At 40.4% G+C, this 18,472-nt stretch carries 20 protein-coding genes; 18 read left to right on the top strand and 2 right to left on the bottom strand.

Going from position 1 to position 18,472, the window contains the following annotated elements; translation table 11 throughout:
• Nucleotides 1-23: 23 nt before the first annotated feature.
• The 6 genes from uxuA to IGK82_RS12325 all read left to right on the top strand — a co-directional run bounded on the left by uxuA (nucleotide 24) and on the right by IGK82_RS12325 (nucleotide 4,048).
• Nucleotides 24-1,097, top strand: coding sequence for a mannonate dehydratase (gene uxuA, locus IGK82_RS12350; protein ID WP_002388613.1), 1,074 nt, complete (start codon nucleotides 24-26; stop codon nucleotides 1,095-1,097).
• 4 nt (nucleotides 1,098-1,101) lie between these two features.
• Complete coding sequence (locus IGK82_RS12345; protein WP_002354907.1) at nucleotides 1,102-1,755, top strand: bifunctional 4-hydroxy-2-oxoglutarate aldolase/2-dehydro-3-deoxy-phosphogluconate aldolase; 654 nt, start codon at nucleotides 1,102-1,104, stop codon at nucleotides 1,753-1,755.
• A 166-nt stretch (nucleotides 1,756-1,921) separates the two neighbouring features.
• A complete protein-coding gene (locus IGK82_RS12340; protein WP_002354908.1) occupies nucleotides 1,922-2,392 on the top strand; it encodes an ASCH domain-containing protein in 471 nt (156 codons plus the stop codon).
• 175 nt (nucleotides 2,393-2,567) lie between these two features.
• Nucleotides 2,568-2,786, top strand: a complete 219-nt coding sequence (locus IGK82_RS12335; RefSeq protein ID WP_002381076.1) for a YdbC family protein — start codon at nucleotides 2,568-2,570, stop codon at nucleotides 2,784-2,786.
• 16 nt (nucleotides 2,787-2,802) lie between these two features.
• On the top strand, nucleotides 2,803-3,687 hold the full coding sequence (locus tag IGK82_RS12330) for a YicC/YloC family endoribonuclease (protein ID WP_002365374.1): 885 nt from the start codon (nucleotides 2,803-2,805) through the stop codon (nucleotides 3,685-3,687).
• A 55-nt stretch (nucleotides 3,688-3,742) separates the two neighbouring features.
• Nucleotides 3,743-4,048, top strand: a complete 306-nt coding sequence (locus IGK82_RS12325; RefSeq protein ID WP_002383233.1) for a hypothetical protein — start codon at nucleotides 3,743-3,745, stop codon at nucleotides 4,046-4,048.
• Between the two features lie 43 nt (nucleotides 4,049-4,091).
• On the opposite strand, the gene IGK82_RS12320 is transcribed toward IGK82_RS12325, so the two are convergent.
• The gene (locus IGK82_RS12320; protein ID WP_002389422.1) at nucleotides 4,092-5,573 is read right to left on the bottom strand and encodes a DUF1958 domain-containing protein; all 1,482 of its coding nucleotides are present in this window, start codon (nucleotides 5,571-5,573) and stop codon (nucleotides 4,092-4,094) included.
• Between the two features lie 222 nt (nucleotides 5,574-5,795).
• Here IGK82_RS12320 and gmk point away from each other — a divergent pair, with 222 nt between their 5' ends.
• The 11 genes from gmk to IGK82_RS12265 all read left to right on the top strand — a co-directional run bounded on the left by gmk (nucleotide 5,796) and on the right by IGK82_RS12265 (nucleotide 17,508).
• Entirely contained in the window at nucleotides 5,796-6,410 is a 615-nt protein-coding gene (gmk, locus tag IGK82_RS12315; RefSeq protein WP_002354915.1) for a guanylate kinase, read from the top strand.
• A 4-nt stretch (nucleotides 6,411-6,414) separates the two neighbouring features.
• A complete protein-coding gene (rpoZ, locus tag IGK82_RS12310; RefSeq protein ID WP_002354916.1) occupies nucleotides 6,415-6,717 on the top strand; it encodes a DNA-directed RNA polymerase subunit omega in 303 nt (100 codons plus the stop codon).
• A 154-nt stretch (nucleotides 6,718-6,871) separates the two neighbouring features.
• Nucleotides 6,872-9,304, top strand: a complete 2,433-nt coding sequence (gene priA / locus IGK82_RS12305) for a primosomal protein N' (protein WP_016622586.1) — start codon at nucleotides 6,872-6,874, stop codon at nucleotides 9,302-9,304.
• Between the two features lie 26 nt (nucleotides 9,305-9,330).
• On the top strand, nucleotides 9,331-9,825 hold the full coding sequence (gene def, locus IGK82_RS12300) for a peptide deformylase (RefSeq protein ID WP_002371656.1): 495 nt from the start codon (nucleotides 9,331-9,333) through the stop codon (nucleotides 9,823-9,825).
• Entirely contained in the window at nucleotides 9,818-10,759 is a 942-nt protein-coding gene (fmt, locus tag IGK82_RS12295; protein WP_002367438.1) for a methionyl-tRNA formyltransferase, read from the top strand. Before def ends, fmt begins: the two co-directional genes overlap by 8 nt.
• Before the next feature lie 5 nt (nucleotides 10,760-10,764).
• Complete coding sequence (rsmB, locus tag IGK82_RS12290) at nucleotides 10,765-12,144, top strand: 16S rRNA (cytosine(967)-C(5))-methyltransferase RsmB (RefSeq protein ID WP_002367437.1); 1,380 nt, start codon at nucleotides 10,765-10,767, stop codon at nucleotides 12,142-12,144.
• 1 nt (nucleotide 12,145) lies between these two features.
• Nucleotides 12,146-12,895, top strand: a complete 750-nt coding sequence (locus tag IGK82_RS12285; RefSeq protein WP_002354922.1) for a Stp1/IreP family PP2C-type Ser/Thr phosphatase — start codon at nucleotides 12,146-12,148, stop codon at nucleotides 12,893-12,895.
• Nucleotides 12,892-15,048 carry a serine/threonine protein kinase IreK gene (gene ireK / locus IGK82_RS12280; protein ID WP_002365367.1) on the top strand — a complete coding sequence of 719 codons (2,157 nt, stop codon included), beginning with the start codon at nucleotides 12,892-12,894 and terminating at the stop codon, nucleotides 15,046-15,048. Before IGK82_RS12285 ends, ireK begins: the two co-directional genes overlap by 4 nt.
• A 248-nt stretch (nucleotides 15,049-15,296) precedes the next feature.
• Nucleotides 15,297-16,190 (top strand): ribosome small subunit-dependent GTPase A, encoded by an 894-nt coding sequence (gene rsgA, locus IGK82_RS12275; RefSeq protein ID WP_002359046.1) that lies wholly within the window; start codon nucleotides 15,297-15,299, stop codon nucleotides 16,188-16,190.
• Nucleotides 16,191-16,213: 23 nt separating this feature from the next.
• Entirely contained in the window at nucleotides 16,214-16,867 is a 654-nt protein-coding gene (gene rpe / locus IGK82_RS12270) for a ribulose-phosphate 3-epimerase (protein ID WP_002354925.1), read from the top strand.
• Complete coding sequence (locus IGK82_RS12265; RefSeq protein WP_002361010.1) at nucleotides 16,864-17,508, top strand: thiamine diphosphokinase; 645 nt, start codon at nucleotides 16,864-16,866, stop codon at nucleotides 17,506-17,508. Before rpe ends, IGK82_RS12265 begins: the two co-directional genes overlap by 4 nt.
• Before the next feature lie 102 nt (nucleotides 17,509-17,610).
• Here the strand turns inward: IGK82_RS12265 and rpmB are convergent, their stop codons facing one another.
• A complete protein-coding gene (gene rpmB, locus IGK82_RS12260) occupies nucleotides 17,611-17,799 on the bottom strand; it encodes a 50S ribosomal protein L28 (protein ID WP_002354928.1) in 189 nt (62 codons plus the stop codon).
• A 273-nt stretch (nucleotides 17,800-18,072) separates the two neighbouring features.
• Between rpmB and IGK82_RS12255 the strand changes: the two genes are divergently transcribed.
• A complete protein-coding gene (locus IGK82_RS12255) occupies nucleotides 18,073-18,435 on the top strand; it encodes an Asp23/Gls24 family envelope stress response protein (RefSeq protein WP_002354933.1) in 363 nt (120 codons plus the stop codon).
• The last annotated feature ends 37 nt before the right edge of the window (nucleotides 18,436-18,472 follow it).

Raw genomic sequence — 18,472 nt, 5'->3', positions numbered from 1 at the left:
GAATGTAGTAAAGGGTGAAAGCAATGAAATGGGGATTTAGATGGTACGGAGCGGCAGGCGATGCCATTCCGTTAAAACATATTCGACAGATTCCAGGAATTACTGGTGTTGTCGGTACCTTGTTAAATAAACTACCAGGTGATGTTTGGACAGTAGCCGAAATTCAGGCACTTAAACAATCGGTGGAACAAGAAGGATTAGCACTTTTAGGAATTGAAAGTGTCGCTATTCATGATGCCATTAAAGCGGGGACGGATCAACGAGACCACTATATTGATAATTATCGCCAGACGTTGCGTAACTTGGGGAAATGCGGAATTTCCTTAGTGTGCTACAGTTTCAAACCTATTTTTGGTTGGGCTAAAACGGACTTGGCGTATGAGAATGAAGATGGTAGCTTATCGTTGTTATTTGATCAAGCTGTGGTAGAGAACATGCAGCCAGAAGACATGTATCAATTAATTCACAGTCAGTCAAAAGGATTCCGGTTACCAGGTTGGGAAGAGGAGCGTTTGCAACAATTTCAAGAATTGAAAGCCATGTATGCCGGCGTAACGGAAGAAGATTTGGTCGAAAATTTGCGCTACTTTTTAGAACGTGTGATTCCTGTCTGTGAAGAAGAAAATATCAAAATGGGGATTCACCCTGATGATCCACCTTGGGAAATTTTTGGTTTGCCAAGAATCACTAAAAATTTAGCGGATTTAAAACGGATCCTTTCCTTGGTGGACTCACCAGCAAATGGGATTACATTTTGTACAGGTTCCCTCGGTGCGGACCCGACGAATGATTTGCCTACTATGATTCGTGAAATAGGTCACAGAATTAATTTTGTTCATTTCCGCAATGTGAAGTATTTAGGTGAGCATCGTTTTGAAGAAACGGCGCATCCGAGTGTCGCTGGTTCGTTAGATATGGCGGAATTAATGCAAGCACTGGTAGACGTAGGGTATGAAGGTGTTATTCGTCCTGACCATGGGCGGGCAATTTGGGATGAAAAAGCGATGCCTGGTTATGGTTTATATGATCGAGCAATGGGGTTGACCTATATTCAAGGACTGTACGAAGCAACCAAAGCCAAACAAAATAGGAAGTGACAGAATGGAAACAAAAGTTGAAAAAAATCAACTGTATCAACAATTAGCGACATGTAAACTTTTACCACTATACACTGCAACAGATTTACGCTATTTGCCACAAGTAGAATCGGTCTTAGTAGAAAACGAATTACCGTTTATTGAAGTCACTTTTCGGAGTCAGCTGGCCTTGCCTGCCATCAAACAACTTGCTGCTTCAGGGAATTTAATAGTAGGCGCAGGAACTGTTAGAACCTTGAAAGAAGCCCAAGAGGCAGTAGCGAACGGTGCACAGTTCATTGTTTCCCCAGCGATTGTTCCAGAAGTCATTGATTTTTGTCTGGCAAATGAGGTGCCTATTTTTCCAGGAACAGCTACGCCTGGGGAGATTCAGCGAGCGCTGGCGTATGGCTTACGAGTGGTTAAATTTTTCCCAGCCGATATTTACGGCGGGTTAAAAGCCATCAAAAGTTTAAGTGGCCCGTTTTATGATGTTCAATTTTTACCAACTGGTGGGATTGATGAAACAAACTTTATAGAGTATGTGGAAGCAAAAGAAGTATTAGCAGTGGGCGGCTCCTTTATTTTATCGGAAAAGATGCTTCAAGAAGATGAAGCTTCGGCACGCCAGCATGTTCAATCTTTACTCACGAAAATCAAAGAACGACAAGCAAAATAAAAAGATGGGCTAAGTTTTGTTACTTAGTCCTCTTTTTTTCTGTCCAAATGTTACTGACATTATTTTAGTTTTCATTTTGTAAAAATAGTATAGGAGAAAAGCAATCAGTTATGTATAATTAGTGAAAGAAGGTTGCGTGAAGTAAAAATAAAAAGGAGAGCAAAGGATGTTAAAAAATGTAGAAGTGTTCTGGCAAAACTTTTTAGATAAACATGAATTAGATATGTTGATGCCCGATGTGTGGATGTTTGGTGATGGCTCTTCTGAGATGGGTAATCGTTTGGGTCAATTGGTTGTTTCTGGTCGTAAGACAGCGACATGTTCTTCTTTAGATATTTATAAGATGGAAGAAGAACAACTCCCTAAAGCTGGTCAATACGACATAATTTTAGATGGTCAGTCTCAACCGCTGGCTATTATTCGAACAACCAAAGTTGAAATTATGCCCATGAACAAGGTCTCAGAATCTTTTGCGCAAGCGGAAGGTGAAGGAGATTTGACGTTGGATTATTGGTATGAAGAGCATGCGCGGTTCTTTAAAGAAGAACTGGCCCCCTATCAGCTACAATTTTATCCCGACATGTTGTTAGTTTGCCAAAGTTTTGAAGTGGTGGATCTTTATACAGAAAAAGAATAAACAGAGAAGCGGTGACTGACACGATTGAAACGAGCAGTCGCCGCTTTTTTTACTGATTTTTTGAAAAAGTTGCGTATGTTTATATAGACAGGGTGATAGAAAAGAGATGTGTATTTTAAGTGTCGAGGAAAAGATGGTACAATAACCTAAGGAATACTAACAAGGAGTGAATGTTATGAAAGAAGAATTTTCATATGAAATTTTAGAAGAAGTCGCTGTGTTATCTGAGAATGCTCGTGGCTGGCGTAAAGAATTGAATTTAATTAGTTGGAATGGTCGTCCACCAAAATTTGATTTGCGTGAGTGGGCCCCTGATCACGAAAAAATGGGTAAAGGCATCACCTTAACCAACGAAGAATTTGCTGAATTAAGCAAAACAATTAAATCCATGTAAAAGGAGCACCCTGTCAATGAAAAGTATGACTGGATTTGGAAAAAAGACCATTCAAAATGAAAATTATCAATTGGATATCGAAGTCAAAAGTGTCAACCAGCGGTTTTTAGATATTCAATTGCGTATGCCCAAGGAACTGAATGCCTATGAACTGGTGATTCGGCAAGTAATCAAACGCACGTTAAAACGTGGGCGTGTGGAAGTCTATGTAAATCTCCAAAAAATCGGCAACAATCAAAAAGAAGTGCGCGTGCAGTGGGACTTAATTGATCAATTATTAACTTCGGTAGATCAACATTTAAAGGAAAACTATCCGGAAGCAACGTTTGATGCAGGGGACACGGTCAACCATTTATTAAAGCAAAATGATTTTGTCGAAATAGTGGAAGCAGAAATCGTTGATCAGACATTTGAACCATTTCTTGTTCAAGCATTTGAAGCAGCCATCGCTAGTCTTGACCAAAGCCGTGTGCAAGAAGGAACGCAAATTAAACAAGTCCTGCTTGACTATGTAGCAGTGTTGACCCAATCAATTCAAGAGCTGCAAGCGTTTGTGGGCGTTTTTGAACAAGAATACCGTCAACGTTTTGAAGCGAAATTAAACGAATGGTTAGGTAGCCAAGTGGATGAAACACGCTTATTAACAGAAATGGCCATTTTATTGGAAAAAGGCGATATTCATGAAGAATTGGATCGTTTGGATATCCATATTGATAAGTTGCATCAGTTGCTTGACGAAACAGAACCAGTGGGCCGAGAACTAGATTTCTTAATTCAAGAAATGAACCGTGAAGTCAATACGATTGGTTCGAAATCAAGTCCAATTGAAATAAAAAATAGTGTCGTTCAAATGAAAACAACCTTAGAAAAGATTCGTGAACAAATTCAAAATGTCGAATAGAGAAAATGGTTTCGTGTTTTTCCAGAAAACGCTATAATATAGAAGTAACGAATAAATGACAGAGGTGAAAGCAATGACTAAATTTTATGATGTAACCTTTCAAGAATTAAGTGGTCGTTCTGTGGTAAAAACAGAAGTCGCTTCAGACAGAGAACCATTTGACGTCTGGCAAGATGCTTGTGCAAGCTATTCTGAAACAGAATTAAATATCCAAATTAACGAAGACACGTTTGTTACTTTGAATCGTCACTTTGTTGTTCGCATTGACGTGAAAGAAGTTGACGGCCCTGTCGACAAACAAGTTCGTCGTCGCGATGAATTGATGAACGTGGTCAATACGCTTTCTAATATGGGCTTATAAAAAATACCACCAAGCATTTCACGCTTGGTGGTATTTTTTTTAATTAGAATAAAAGAAACAAGCCAACGGCGCATAGGAAAGAAAGAACTGCGGCACTTAAAAAGATTGTCCGCATGGCTGCAGTTTTACTGCTTTCTTTGCCGTGTTTTTTCTGACGTTCTAAACGTTTTTGAAGCTGACGGGTAATTACTGAGAAGATTAGCCCGAAAAGGACTAAAACACTTGTGGCAATCGATTTGGGAATAAAATGATTCGGTTCTGCAACGGTGGTATCCCCAGAATGTTCGTTTGATTCTTCCGCAGCTTCAGCTGTTGTTTGTTTTGGCTTAACTTCTTGGTAAGCCACTTTCGGCGCTTGAACAGTACTATTTAACAATGTCAAAGGCGTGTCGACTTGCACCTGCCCTGCTACTAATTTAAAAGTAGGCTGACTGCCTTTGGGAACGACACCGTATAAATCGTTAGCCAAAGTGACTTTTTTGTGATCAATGGTTTGTGGTCCTTTGTCTAAAAGTTTTTTGCGTTCGTATGTCGTATAGGCATAGTCCAGCAAAGCATTCCCAGCCACATGCCGTTCGTATTCACCATCTTGGTTTTGCCAATTACCAACGCCTAAAATGACTTCAATTAAACGGAAATCTCCTTGTTTGACAGTCGCAATATAGTTAAAACCGCCTGTTGGACTAGAGCCTGTTTTTAAACCATCCACGCCTTGATAACCGTACTTAGCGCCTGGTAAAGAATAATTGTACGCTTCAAACGTTTCCTCGTAAGGCGTGCCGACCATTGTTTTCACCACTGGTTTATTGGTGATTTCTAAAATTTCTGGATAATTTTTCAGAAAGTGATAGGTTAGTGAAGCTAAATCTCTAGCTGTAGAGACGTTATCGCCATTTGGGTCAATTCCTTGCATTTGATACAGGCCGTTAAAGGCACTTGCTTGCGCTCCACTGCAGTTGTAATAGGTAGTATTTGTCATCCCTAATTCAGCCGCTTTTTGATTCATTAAATGAACAAAGTCAGTAGGCTGGTTCCCTGAAATTAAGTTTGCCAACATGAGAGTCGCCACATTAGAAGAGGGGACAGCAATCATTTTTAACAGTTCACGGACTGGATAAGCAACACCTAACGTAATTTTGTTATTACTAATGGCATATATTTTAGAAATATCGACATCTTTTTGCGTAGCAGTCACAGTCGTATCCATTGTAAATTTTCCTTGCTCCATTGCTTCAAAGGCCAAGTACATGGTCATCACTTTGGCAATACTGGCAGGATTCCACGCTAAATCTGGTTGCTGCGACCAGAGAATTTCTCCAGAATCAGCATCAACAACGATGGCTGCTTTGGGAATGCCATCCGCTTTCAGGGTTGTCCCCATTTTTTTAGCAATTGCGGTAATATCTTCTTCTGCGTGAGTCACAGTAGGTTGGGCAAAAAAGGCCCCACAACTGACAACTAAGCCTAGCAGAAACAATGTAAATGGTTTAATTCGTGCGATGTTTCTCAGTCCTTTCTTATTCACGTTTTTTCATCCTAAAGGAGTCATCACTTCATTTTACTTAAAAAATGGCTGCCTGTATAGGAATTCTAGGTAATTTGTTTAAAAAAAGAACAAGTTATGAAAGCCAAATTAAAGAAGAAATGTTATTTTTTCAGTGAATCTCCAAGAAAGTCTTGAAAATTGCAGAAAAAAAGTGCAAAATAGAACTAATACTGTGAAATTATGTTTTGAAAGGAAGTCGTTATGTCAGAGCGCGGGTTATTAATCGTATTGTCAGGTCCTTCAGGAGTGGGGAAAGGGACTGTAAGAAAGGCTATTTTCGACAGTGAAGAAAATGATTTTCAATATTCAATCTCAATGACCACTCGGAAACAGCGAGAAGGCGAAGTGGATGGAGTAGATTACTATTTCCGTTCAAGAGAAGAATTTGAAGCGATGATTGAAGCTGGAGAAATGTTGGAATATGCGGAATATGTTGGTAACTATTATGGGACACCATTAACGTATGTTAACCAGACGCTAGATGAAGGCAAAGACGTCTTTTTAGAAATCGAAGTCCAAGGGGCTAAACAAGTCAAAGACAAAGTGCCTGATGGCGTATTTATCTTTTTGACACCCCCCGATTTAGCGGAATTAAAATCAAGAATTATTGGCCGCGGAACAGACGAAATGTCTGTGATTGAAGAACGAATGGCTGTGGCCAGAGAAGAAATCGAAATGATGGCGCTGTATGATTATGCGGTAGTGAATGATGAAGTTCCTTTAGCCGTGCAACGAATTAAAGACATTATCGCGAGTGAGCACTTCCGTGTTGACCGTGTAATTGGAAAATATATTAAAATGTTAGAGGAGATGTAGCCTTATGATGTTAAAACCGTCAATTGACTCATTGTTAAAAGAAGTCCCTTCAAAATATTCTTTGGTTATTTTAGCAAGCAAACGTGCGCATGAATTAGATGAAGGCGTTCAACCAACCGTTGAATCCTTTGATTCTGTAAAAAGTGTGGGTCGTGCGTTAGAAGAAATCGAAGCAGGAACAGTGATCAGTGATCCAAATCCTGAAGAAAAACGTGAACGTCTACGCATTGAACGTGAAGAACGCAAACGCCAACGTGAACAAGAACAAAAAGAATTAGAAAACCGTTTACGTGACGAAAAAAATTAATTGAATGATTGTCAACGAATGGAGAAAGCCGTCTGTCTATTTCAGAGGCTTTCTCTTCGTTTATTCTGAAAGGTGCCAACGAGACACACAAGACAAATCAGTCAATCTTTAGTACAATAGGCAAAGAGAATTTACATAAAAAGGAGGACGCACCATGCAAAAAGTAGCCAAAGTTATTGTGGATGTACCAACGATGCAAACCGATCAACCATTCACTTATTTAGTTCCTGAAAATTTAAATGAGCAATTGGCTGTCGGCATGCGTGTAGAAGTGCCTTTTGGTAACGGTAATCGGCATGTTCAAGGGTTTGTTCTAGCCATTGAACCAGTGGCTGCAACGGTTCTTGACGAAACCAATGTTCAGTTGAAAGAACTAGTGGCGGTGTTGGATTTAAAACCTGTCTTAAATACAGAAATGTTGGCTTTAGCTGATTATATGAAGGAAAAAACGTTTGCTTTTAAAATCACTTGTTTGCAAACCATGTTGCCTAGCGTAATGCGTGCCGATTACCAAAAATATATTTATTTAACGGATGAGCTTTCTGAAGAATTACAAGATCAGTTATTTTATGGTTTAGAGGAAATTTCGTGGGACCAAGCGCAAGAACGTGGGATTTTGCCTCAACTAATGGCGTTACGCAAACAGCAAAAAGTCGATATTCGCTACGAAGTTACGACGAGAAATAAAGTAAAAATGGTCCGCTTCATTCAAGCCGCTAAGGAATTTGAACAATTAGAGGAAATTCGTTTGGGTTTACGCAAGGGAGCTAAGAAGAAGGAGCAACTTCTTTACTATTTACAACGCTTGGGCACTGAAAAAATCACCGCTGTGAAGGAAATGAAAGAATTAGGTTTCAGTACCGCGCTTTTAAATGAAGCGGCCAAAAACGGCTGGTTAACGTTCATTGAAAAAGAGGCGTATCGTGATCCGTTTGCTAATCAGACGTTTGAAAAAACGACTGCGTTATCTTTGAATGCAGAACAACAGGTGGCTGTGGAAACAATCTTACAATCGGTCCAAGAACAGCAAAGCCAAACCTACTTATTGGAAGGTATTACAGGAAGCGGGAAAACAGAAGTTTATCTACAGGTCATTGCAGAAGTTCTTAACCAAGGCAAAACAGCCATTATGCTTGTCCCTGAAATTTCTTTAACTCCACAAATGGTACAACGCTTTAAAAGTCGCTTTGGCGAACATGTTGCTGTAATGCACAGTGGCTTATCGCAAGGTGAAAAATACGATGAGTGGCGGAAGATTGAACGAGGAGAAGCGGAAGTGGTGGTTGGTGCGCGTTCTGCCATTTTTGCGCCAATCGAAAACATCGGTGTGATCATTATTGATGAAGAACACGAGGCAAGTTATAAACAAGAAGAAACCCCCCGCTACCACGCGAGAGATTTAGCGATTTGGCGTTCGGAGTACCATCATTGCCCTGTTGTTTTAGGTAGTGCCACGCCGTCCTTGGAATCACGCGCTCGCGCACAAAAAAATGTTTATCAGCGGTTACGATTAACACAGCGTGCCAATCAAGCGGCAACCTTGCCTACGATTGATGTAGTGGATATGCGGCAAGAAGTAGAAAATGGCAATGTCTCTTCTTTTTCCATGTCGTTGCAAGAAAAACTCCAAGAACGCTTAGAGAAAAACGAACAAAGTGTTCTCCTACTTAATCGCCGTGGCTATTCGTCATTTGTGATGTGTCGCGATTGTGGCTATGTGTTGCCGTGTCCGAATTGTGATATTTCCTTAACTTTGCATATGGATAGTAAAACAATGAAATGTCATTATTGTGGGCATGAAGAACGGATTCCTTATCGCTGTCCTAACTGTGGCCAAGATAAAATTCGCTACTACGGAACAGGCACACAAAAAGTAGAAGAAGAATTACAAACGTTGTTACCAGACAGTCGTATTCTCCGAATGGATGTTGATACGACCCGTCGCAAAGGTGCGCATGAAAAAATTTTGCGAACATTTGGTGAAGGACAAGCGGATATCTTATTAGGCACACAAATGATTGCCAAAGGACTGGACTTTCCAAATGTGACGTTAGTCGGTGTCTTAAATGCTGATACCGCCTTGAATTTACCCGATTTTCGTTCCAGTGAACGGACCTTCCAGTTATTGACACAGGTCAGCGGTCGCGCTGGTCGCGCTGAAAAACCGGGGGAAGTCATCATTCAATCTTTTAACCCCGAGCATTATGCGATACAATTGGCAAAAGCCCAAGATTATGAAGATTTTTATACAAAAGAAATGTATATCCGTCATCGTGGGGATTATCCGCCGTACTATTTTACGGTCCAAATTACGGCTAGCCATCCTGAAGAAAATGAAGCAGCGAAACAAATGTTTCAAATTGCGACGAAATTAAAACAAGGCTTATCGCCGCAAGCTATTTTGTTGGGACCAACGCCTAACGCAATTATGCGTGTCAATAATCGATACTTTTATCAAGTGATTATCAAGTATAAACAAGAACCAATGCTTCAACCATTATTGAAAGAAATTTTAACCGATACACAACGAGCAACGGCTCGTGGTTTAAAGCTTTCCATTGATGCAGAACCCATGAATTTTATTTAAAAAATACAGCTTTGAAAGGAGCACTTATGCGCTATCCAGTTGTGATTCACCCGAACGAACACTTAAAAATGAAGGCTCAACCTGTGACGATTATTACCGATGAAATTGTGCAGTTACTAGAGGATATGTATGAAACAATGCTGGCCCATGATGGGATTGGCTTAGCAGCCCCGCAAATTGGCAAAAATTTGCAAATGGCAGTAATTGAAATTGATGAAGAATCTGGTCGTTTTGAACTAATTAATCCAGTGATTATTGAAAAAAAGGGAACCAGTATTGATGTGGAAGGCTGTTTAAGTATTCCAGAAACATATGGAACCGTTGAACGAGCAGATGAAGTGACTGTCCGTTATTTTGACCGTGAAGGTGAAGAAATGGAAGTTACGGCTTACGGTTATTTAGCTCGAGCTTTTCAACACGAAATTGATCATTTGAACGGCGAGTTATTTATCGATAAAATGATTGAGAAAATTGCACCAGAAGATTTAGAAGCGTATATGGAGGAACATTTTGATGACTAAAATTGTATTTATGGGCACACCAGCCTTTTCTGTTCCGATTTTAGAAAGTTTAATCGAGGCAGGCTATGACGTTCAAGCGGTTGTCACGCAACCAGATCGACCAGTTGGCCGAAAAAAAGTGATTACCCCAACGCCTGTCAAAGAAGCAGCTTTAAAACATAACTTATTAGTCTTACAACCAGAGAAAATTTCAGGTTCTCCTGAAATGGAAAAAGTGATTGACTTAGCACCAGATTTAATTGTGACAGCAGCCTTTGGTCAATTTTTACCAGAGAAAATCTTAAAAGCGCCCAAACTAGGTGCGATTAATGTCCATGCCTCACTTTTACCAAAATATCGTGGCGGCGCACCTGTACATTACTCGATTATTGAAGGAGAAAAAGAAACAGGCGTCACGATTATGGAAATGGTGAAAAAAATGGATGCTGGCGCGATTTTATCGCAACGTGCAATTCCGATTACGAAACAAGATGATGTAGGCACCATGTTTGAAAAATTAAGCATTCTAGGAAAAGAACTTTTATTAGAAACGTTACCTAAGCTAATTGCTGGCGAAATTACGCCTATTCCACAAGTGGAAGAAGAGGCTACTTTTTCACCCAATATTACCCGAGAACAAGAACGAATTGACTGGCAAAAAACTGCTGAGGCAATTGATAACCAAGTGCGTGGTATGCGTCCTTGGCCAACAGCGTTCACAACCTATCAAGGGACCAACTGGAAAATTTGGGCAGTGACACCACTGACTGAAACAACAACCAGCGCCCCAGGAACGATTATCCAGCGTAGTAAAAAAGTGCTATGGATTGCTTGTGGTGAAGGGACAGTCCTTCAAATTGATCGCCTGCAACCAGCAGGTAAAGGTCAATTAACGATTCAAGAATTTTTAAATGGCGTTGGTCAAAATGTCGCAGAAAAAGATAAGGTGGACTAACAAAAATGGCTGAAAAAATCCCCAAGAAATTAAAACGTTCTGTTCGATACGTTGCTTTAGAAACCATCGAACGTGTGGATAAAGGTGGGGCGTACTCCAATCTTTTACTTAATGAAATGATGACAAAATCAGAACTAAGCGAGAAAGATGGCCGCTTGTTTACAGAACTTGTCTACGGCACAATTAGTCGCAAATTATTGTTGGAATACTACTTAACACCATTTGTTAAGAAACCGCAAAAAGTCGATAATTGGGTGAGAAATTTATTGATTTTATCGTTATATCAATTACTTTATTTAGATAAAGTGCCTGATCATGCAGTCATTAATGAAGCGGTTGAAATTGGCAAACGTCGTGGCAATCCTGGGATTGGTAAATTCGTGAATGGCGTGCTGCGGGCGTTCCAACGAAATGGAGCACCTAGTTTGGCAGCAATTAGCGATCCAGTTGATCGTTTAGCAACGGAAATTAGCATGCCACGTTGGTTAACAGAAAAATTACTTGCCCAATTAGGCGAAGAAGAAACACGGCAGTTAGGTTTATCATTATTTGAAAAAAGTCATGCGAGTGGCCGAGTAAACACACGGTTTATTTCACGAGAAGAAGCGCTGGAAGAATTACAAGAAACAGGGATTGCCGCGAAGGAAAGTCAACTTTCCCCTTATGGTGTTGTCGCTGAAAAAGGCTACTTAGCTGGCAGTGAACTGTTTATTAACGGTTGTTTAACCATTCAAGATGAAAGCTCTATGCTCGTGGCTCCAGCGATGCAAATTGAACCGCATCATCGTGTCTTGGATGCTTGTGCGGCTCCTGGTGGCAAAACGACTCATATCGCAACTTTTTTAGAGGCTGAAGCAGGTGGTCGTGTGACTTCTTTAGATATTCATGCGCACAAAATTAAGCTAATTAATGAAAATGCGCAACGCCTCCATGTGGCGGATGTCGTCCAAGCAGAAAAGCTTGATGCGCGACAAGTGGCCGAAGAATTTCCCGCAGAAACCTTTGATCGGATTTTAGTTGATGCACCATGTTCAGGCTTAGGGCTAATGCGCCGTAAACCAGACATTAAATACCATAAAACGGCCAATGATTTTCAAAATTTACCTAAAATTCAGTTAGAAATCTTAGAAAGTGTTGCCCCAACACTAAAACAATGGGGTATAATGGTCTATAGCACTTGTACTATTACGCCAGAAGAAAATCAGGAAGTAGTGGCAGCCTTTTTAGCCAAACACCCTGAATTTGAAAAAATTGAAATTGTTGCAAATGAAAATGTCCAAGCAGTAGTAAAAGAGCAAGAACTGGTTCTGTATCCCCATCAATACATGACAGATGGCTTCTTTATTTGCTGTATGCGGAAAGTTAGTTCAAATGAGGTGAAATAATTTGGAAATCAACGTTCAATCAGATGTCGGTCGCAAAAGAAATACGAACCAAGATTATGCCAACGTTTTTGAGAACCAACAACACATAACCTTTGCTGTTTTAGCAGATGGCATGGGTGGTCACCAAGCAGGTGATGTCGCTAGCCAAATGGCAGTCAATAATTTAGGTGAGAGTTGGTCCAATGCGTCTGTCGACTCAGCTGAAAAATCTGCACAGTGGTTAATTCAAGCAATTCAAAAGGAAAATGAAAAAATTTATGAACGCGGACAATCGAAACCAGAGTATTTAGGAATGGGGACAACCGTGGTTGGTGCCATCCTTTTACCAGATTCATTTGTCTTAGCAAATGTGGGGGACAGTCGTGCTTATTTAGTTCGTGACCAACACATGTTACAATTAACAGAAGATCATTCTTTAGTGAATGAACTAGTAAAATCAGGGGAGATTACTCGTGAGATGGCTGCAAATCATCCACGAAAAAATGTCCTAACACGTTCTTTGGGAATGCCTGGCACTGTCGAAGTCGATGTAACCAATCATGAATGGCTGCCTAATGACTATTTACTGTTATGTTCGGACGGTTTAACCAATATGGTTCCTGAGACAAAAATTTTAGAAATTTTAGAGACGTCAGATCCCTTAGAATCCAAATTAAGCCAACTCGTTGCCCAAGCAAATGAAGCGGGTGGTTTAGATAACATTACCGTGTTAGTGATACACTTTGACGAACAGAAGGAGGAAAACCAATGATAGAAATCGGCAAGAAGCTGAATGGTCGATATCACATTATTGGCAGCATCGGAAGCGGCGGCATGGCCAACGTCTATTTAGCACACGATTTAATTTTAGACCGAGACGTTGCAGTAAAAGTCTTGCGCTTTGACTTCCAAAACGATCAAGCCGCCATCCGACGTTTTCAGCGTGAAGCACTAGCCGCAACTGAGCTGGTTCACCCGAATATCGTCAGTGTGTACGATGTAGGCGAAGAAGATGGACTACAATATTTAGTCATGGAATATGTAAAAGGAATGGACTTAAAACGTTACATCCAAACGCATTTCCCAATCCCTTATTCCACAGTTGTGGACATTACGCAACAAATTTTATCTGCTGTCGCAATGGCACATGAACATAGAATTATTCACCGGGATTTAAAACCGCAAAACATTCTGATTGACGAACACGGCACAGTCAAAATTACTGACTTTGGGATTGCGATTGCTTTGTCAGAAACGTCAATTACGCAAACGAACACAATGTTAGGTTCGGTGCATTACTTATCGCCAGAACAAGCGCGCGGAAGCATGGCGACTAACCAATCAGATATTTACGCTGTGGGAATTATTCTCTATGAAATGCTAACAGGGAATGTACCTTTTGATGGTGAATCAGCCGTAACGATTGCCTTAAAACATTTTCAAGAAGAAATTCCCTCTGTCAAAATGTTTGATCCAGGAATTCCTCAATCATTGGAAAATGTGGTTCGTCACGCAACCGCAAAAGACCCAAGCGATCGCTACAAAACAGCGAATGAGATGGCAGAAGACTTATACACGTCCTTGTCAGCCAGTCGTTTAAACGAACCTGCGTGGGAACCAACGGCTTTATTAGGAGAAACGAAAGTATTAACTCCGATACCCGAAGACATCGCTGAACCGGAAGAGACAACGCCTGTCGAAGTCCCAGAAGATATCGCAGATGACATTTTAGCTGAACAACCACCGAAGAAAAACCGTAAAAAATTGTGGATTGGCTTAGCAATTGCGGCATTAATTGCTTTAGCAATAGGTGGCTTAGCCTTTGCAATGTCGGGTGGTAAAGACGTTGAAGTTCCTGATGTTACAAATGAAACGAAAGCGGACGCTTCACAAGCGCTACAAAGTGCCGGGCTGAAAGTCGATAGTGAAACCAAAAAAATTCCCGACGATAAGATTGAAGAAGGCAAGGTGGTCAAAACAGACCCCGAAGCAAAATCATCTGTGAAAAAAGGCCGATCTGTTACTTTGTACATCAGCTCTGGGACAGAAAAAATTGAGATGGCCGATTATACAAACGAATCGTATGAATCTGCTGTCGAAGCCTTGAAAAAACTAGGGTTTTCAGAAGACCAAATTACAACAAAAAAAGAATACAGTGATTCTGTGTCTACAGATAACATTATTAAACAAAAACCAGCTGCAGGTAAAAAAGTTGATCCGAAAAAAGACAAAGTTACTTTAACGGTCAGTGAAGGACCAGAAGCGGTTACTTTGCCTAGTTACGCCGGTTATTCCTACACAAATGCAGTAAATGCACTGGCACAATTAGGTATTTCTGAATCTCAAATTACGCGTGTCGACCAAGCAAGCGATACGGTAGAACCAGGTTTAGTCATTACGCAAGACCCCGCACCAGGTGGCACCGTGACACCTAAAAATGGCCAAGTGACGTTATATGTAAGTAAAGGTAGCGACAAAGTGACACTTTCTGATTATAGCGGAATTTCTTACGATAATGCGGTAAGTCGCTTAATTGCTTTAGGTATCCCAGAATCTCAAATTAAACGAGTGGACGAAGAAAGCGACAAAGTTGAAAAAGATACCGTGATTAGTCAAGAACCAGCTTCTGGTACCGCTGTTGATCCGAAAAATGACACGATTACTTTACATGTCAGCAAAGGCAGTGACTCAGTAACTGTTCCTGATATTTCAGGTTATTCGCCAAAAGCTGCAGAAGACAGCATCAATAACGCTGGCCTTAAAATCAATGAACAAGGATTATCTGGCTCTGGCGATGGCCAAGTCGTTGAACGAACTAGCCCATCCGCTGGCAGCAAAGTCAAAAAAGGCGACTCTGTTACAGTTTATTATTCAAAAGCAAATGATTCAAAAAGCACCACTAGTGAAAGTAGTACGAGTAATTAAGACAAGAGGTTGGGACAGGAGTGTTTAGCTTCAAGAACCAAGTAGGTACTGTTTAACATCTATTTGCTTTTCAAATAGTGTTTCTCAGCAATAAGAAGAAGCTGCTCCTGTCTCGCCATTTATCTTAAGATTTAGGTCTAGGAAGGTAAGTCATTTCGACTTATGTCCTAGGCTCTTTTTAATTAATAGAATCGAGAGGCTCCCTTGATTTCTCTGCCACTATCCTGTATATTCGAAAGTAGTTAGGAGTGGTTTATCTGAAAGGTCAAATCAGAAAAGCGTTAAGCGGTTTTTATTATGTATACGCAGATGGAGAAACATATCAAACAAGAGCGCGAGGGAATTTTCGTAATCGAAAAATTACGCCACTCGTGGGAGATGAAGTGCTTTTTGAAAGCGATAATTTAACAGATGGTTATGTGTTGGAAATTTTACCAAGACGAAATGAATTAGTGCGCCCGCCTGTTGCAAATGTGGATCTAGGTGTGGTTGTCATGAGTATGGTTTCGCCAAATTTTTCGTTTAATTTGTTGGATCGTTTCTTAGTCAGCTTAGAGTATAAGGATATAGAACCAGTTATTTATTTAACGAAAGTTGATCTATTAGATGAGCCGCAACGTCAAGAAGTCACTGAAATTAAACAGATTTATGAAGCGTTAGGTTATGCGGTAATCGCTTCGGAAGACGTAGAAGCCACCAAAGAATTAGAACGCTTTTTCCCAGAACGATTGACTGTTTTTATGGGACAATCAGGCGCTGGAAAATCAACATTGTTGAATCAAATTTCACCAGAATTACAACTAGCAACTGCGGAAATTTCCCAATCTTTAGGACGGGGCAAACATACGACCCGTCACGTGGAATTGATTCCGTTATACGACGGTTTGGTTGCTGATACACCAGGATTTAGTGCCATCGATTTCTTGGAGATGGAAGCAGTGGAATTACCAAAGCAATTTCCTGAATTTGTTGCCGCGGCCTCTCACTGTAAGTTTCGTGAATGTATGCACCACAAAGAACCTGGTTGTGAAGTGAAACGTCAAGTGGAAGCGGGAACCATTGCAACGAGTCGTTACGAAAATTATTTACAGTTTTTAATGGAAATCGAGAATCGACGACCTGTTTATAAGAAAAAATCATAGCAAATATAAAGGGAGCGAGCCAAATGAAACTAGCACCATCCATTTTAAGTGCCGATTTTGCCAATTTAGAAAGAGATATCCGTTTAGTAGAAGAATTAGGAGCAGATTATATTCATGTTGATGTCATGGATGGTCAATTTGTGCCCAACATTACCTTAGGTCCGAATATCGTTTCAGCGATTCGTCCAGTGACAAAACTACCATTGGATGTTCATTTGATGATTGTACAACCTGAAAACTATATCAATGCCTTTGCGGAAGCCGGTGCGGATATTATTACTGTCCATCAAGAAGCAACACCCCATATTCATCGTGCCTTACAAATGATTAAAAATGCGGGTGTGAAAGCTGGCGTAACCATCAATCCTGGGACACCACTTTCGATGATTGAAAATGTATTAGACTTAGCAGACCAAGTCTTGGTAATGACTGTCAATCCAGGTTTTGGCGGACAATCATTTATTGAAAACTCACTAGAAAAAATTGCTCAATTAAAAGAATGGAAAGAAACAAAAGGATACACCTATGAAATTGAAGTCGATGGTGGGATTGTTCCTGAAACTGCCGCACGCTGCAAAGAAGCTGGTGCGGAAGTGTTTGTTGCAGGCTCCTACATTTATAATGCTGAAAATCCTCAAGAACGAATCGATGCACTGAGAGCAGTGCTAGACAAATGAGTCGTGTCTTACTGGTAGCTGGGGGCAATCCAAGTGATTGGCCAACCATTGAACCAGCTACGTATGATTATTTCGTAGGTATTGATCGCGGCTGTCTCCATTTATTAGAGGCCGATTTACCGTTACAATTAGCGGTGGGCGATTTTGATTCATTATCACGAGAAGAATACCATTTTGTCCAAGAAACTGCCGAAACACTCATTCAAGCACCTGCTGAAAAAGATGATACAGATACACAATTAGCGCTTCAAGAAGCTTTACAACGATTTCCACAAGCAGAGATGACGATTATCGGTGCGACAGGGGGCAGAATTGACCACCTGTTAGCCAATCTTTGGTTACCCTTTGAACCACGATTTCAAGGCGTACTTCGCCAAATCCGTCTATGCGATCGTCAAAATAGCATCCAGTATTACGCCCCTGGTTCGTATATCGTACCGAAAGAGCCAGATAAAGAATATCTGGCCTACTGCTGTTTGACGCCTGTAGAAAACTTGACGCTACGACGCAGTAAATATTTATTAACCAATCAAGATGTTCCTTACCCAACATCGTATGCAAGTAATGAATTTATCGAAGAAGCCGCTGCTTTTTCCTTCGATGCAGGGATGATTGCGGTTATTCAAAGTAAAGATAAGTAAAAAGAGGTTGGACCTTCAGTAAAGTGATGAAGGTCCAACCTCTTTTTTTATGCAATAAAAAAAGCCGAACAACGAACGTCCAGCTTTGCTTATTTAAGTTTATTAAACACGTTCGATTTTACCAGATTTCAAAGCACGAGTTGACACCCAAACTTTTTTAGGTTTACCATCGATTAATACGCGAACTTTTTGTAAGTTAGGTTTCACAGTGCGTTTTGTTGAGTTCATCGCATGTGAACGGTTATTACCACTTGAAGTCTTACGACCAGTGAAGTAACATACTTTTGCCATTTTAAGTTTCCTCCTTTGCCTTGATCTTGGAGCGATAATATTCAGCTCATACTAACTTAATTTATCATATTAGGCACTGATTTGCAAGAAGATTTTTTTCTATGATTTGACTTTAGCAATCAAAAAGAGTAAATTGAAATCTTGCTAGAATGTTCACTTAGAAGTGGAAGAATGAAAATATCTGACGAACTTCCTTTTAATTAAAGGCTGGATATGATAAAATGTTATGGAAGAAAATAGGGCGAATGTGCTCTTATAAGGAGGCTTTCATCAATGGCTGTAAAAATTCAAACACCCGCAGGTACCATTGAGATTACCAATGATGTGATCGCTACAGTAGTTGGCGGAGCTGCGACAGATATTTACGGAATTGTCGGAATGGCAAGCAAAAATCAAATTAAAGATAACTTAAACGATATTTTACGTCGTGAGAATTACTCACGTGGTGTCGTTGTTCGTCAAGAAGACAACGGAATCGCAGTGGATGTCTACACGATTGTTAGTTATGGTACAAAAATTTCTGAAGTTTCTCGTAACGTCCAAGAAAAAGTAAAATATAATCTTGAAACATTATTAGGTGTCACTGCGAATTCAGTTAACGTTTTTGTTCAAGGAGTTCGTGTATTACCGGATTAGAGGTAGTGTACTGTCAACGATGCAATTGCACAAGGAA

This window comes from Enterococcus sp. AZ197, assembly GCF_050556405.1.
Lineage (GTDB): Bacteria > Bacillota > Bacilli > Lactobacillales > Enterococcaceae > Enterococcus > Enterococcus faecalis.
The sequence above is the reverse complement of the archived record's forward strand: the minus strand, read 5'-3'. Positions and strand labels throughout refer to the sequence as shown.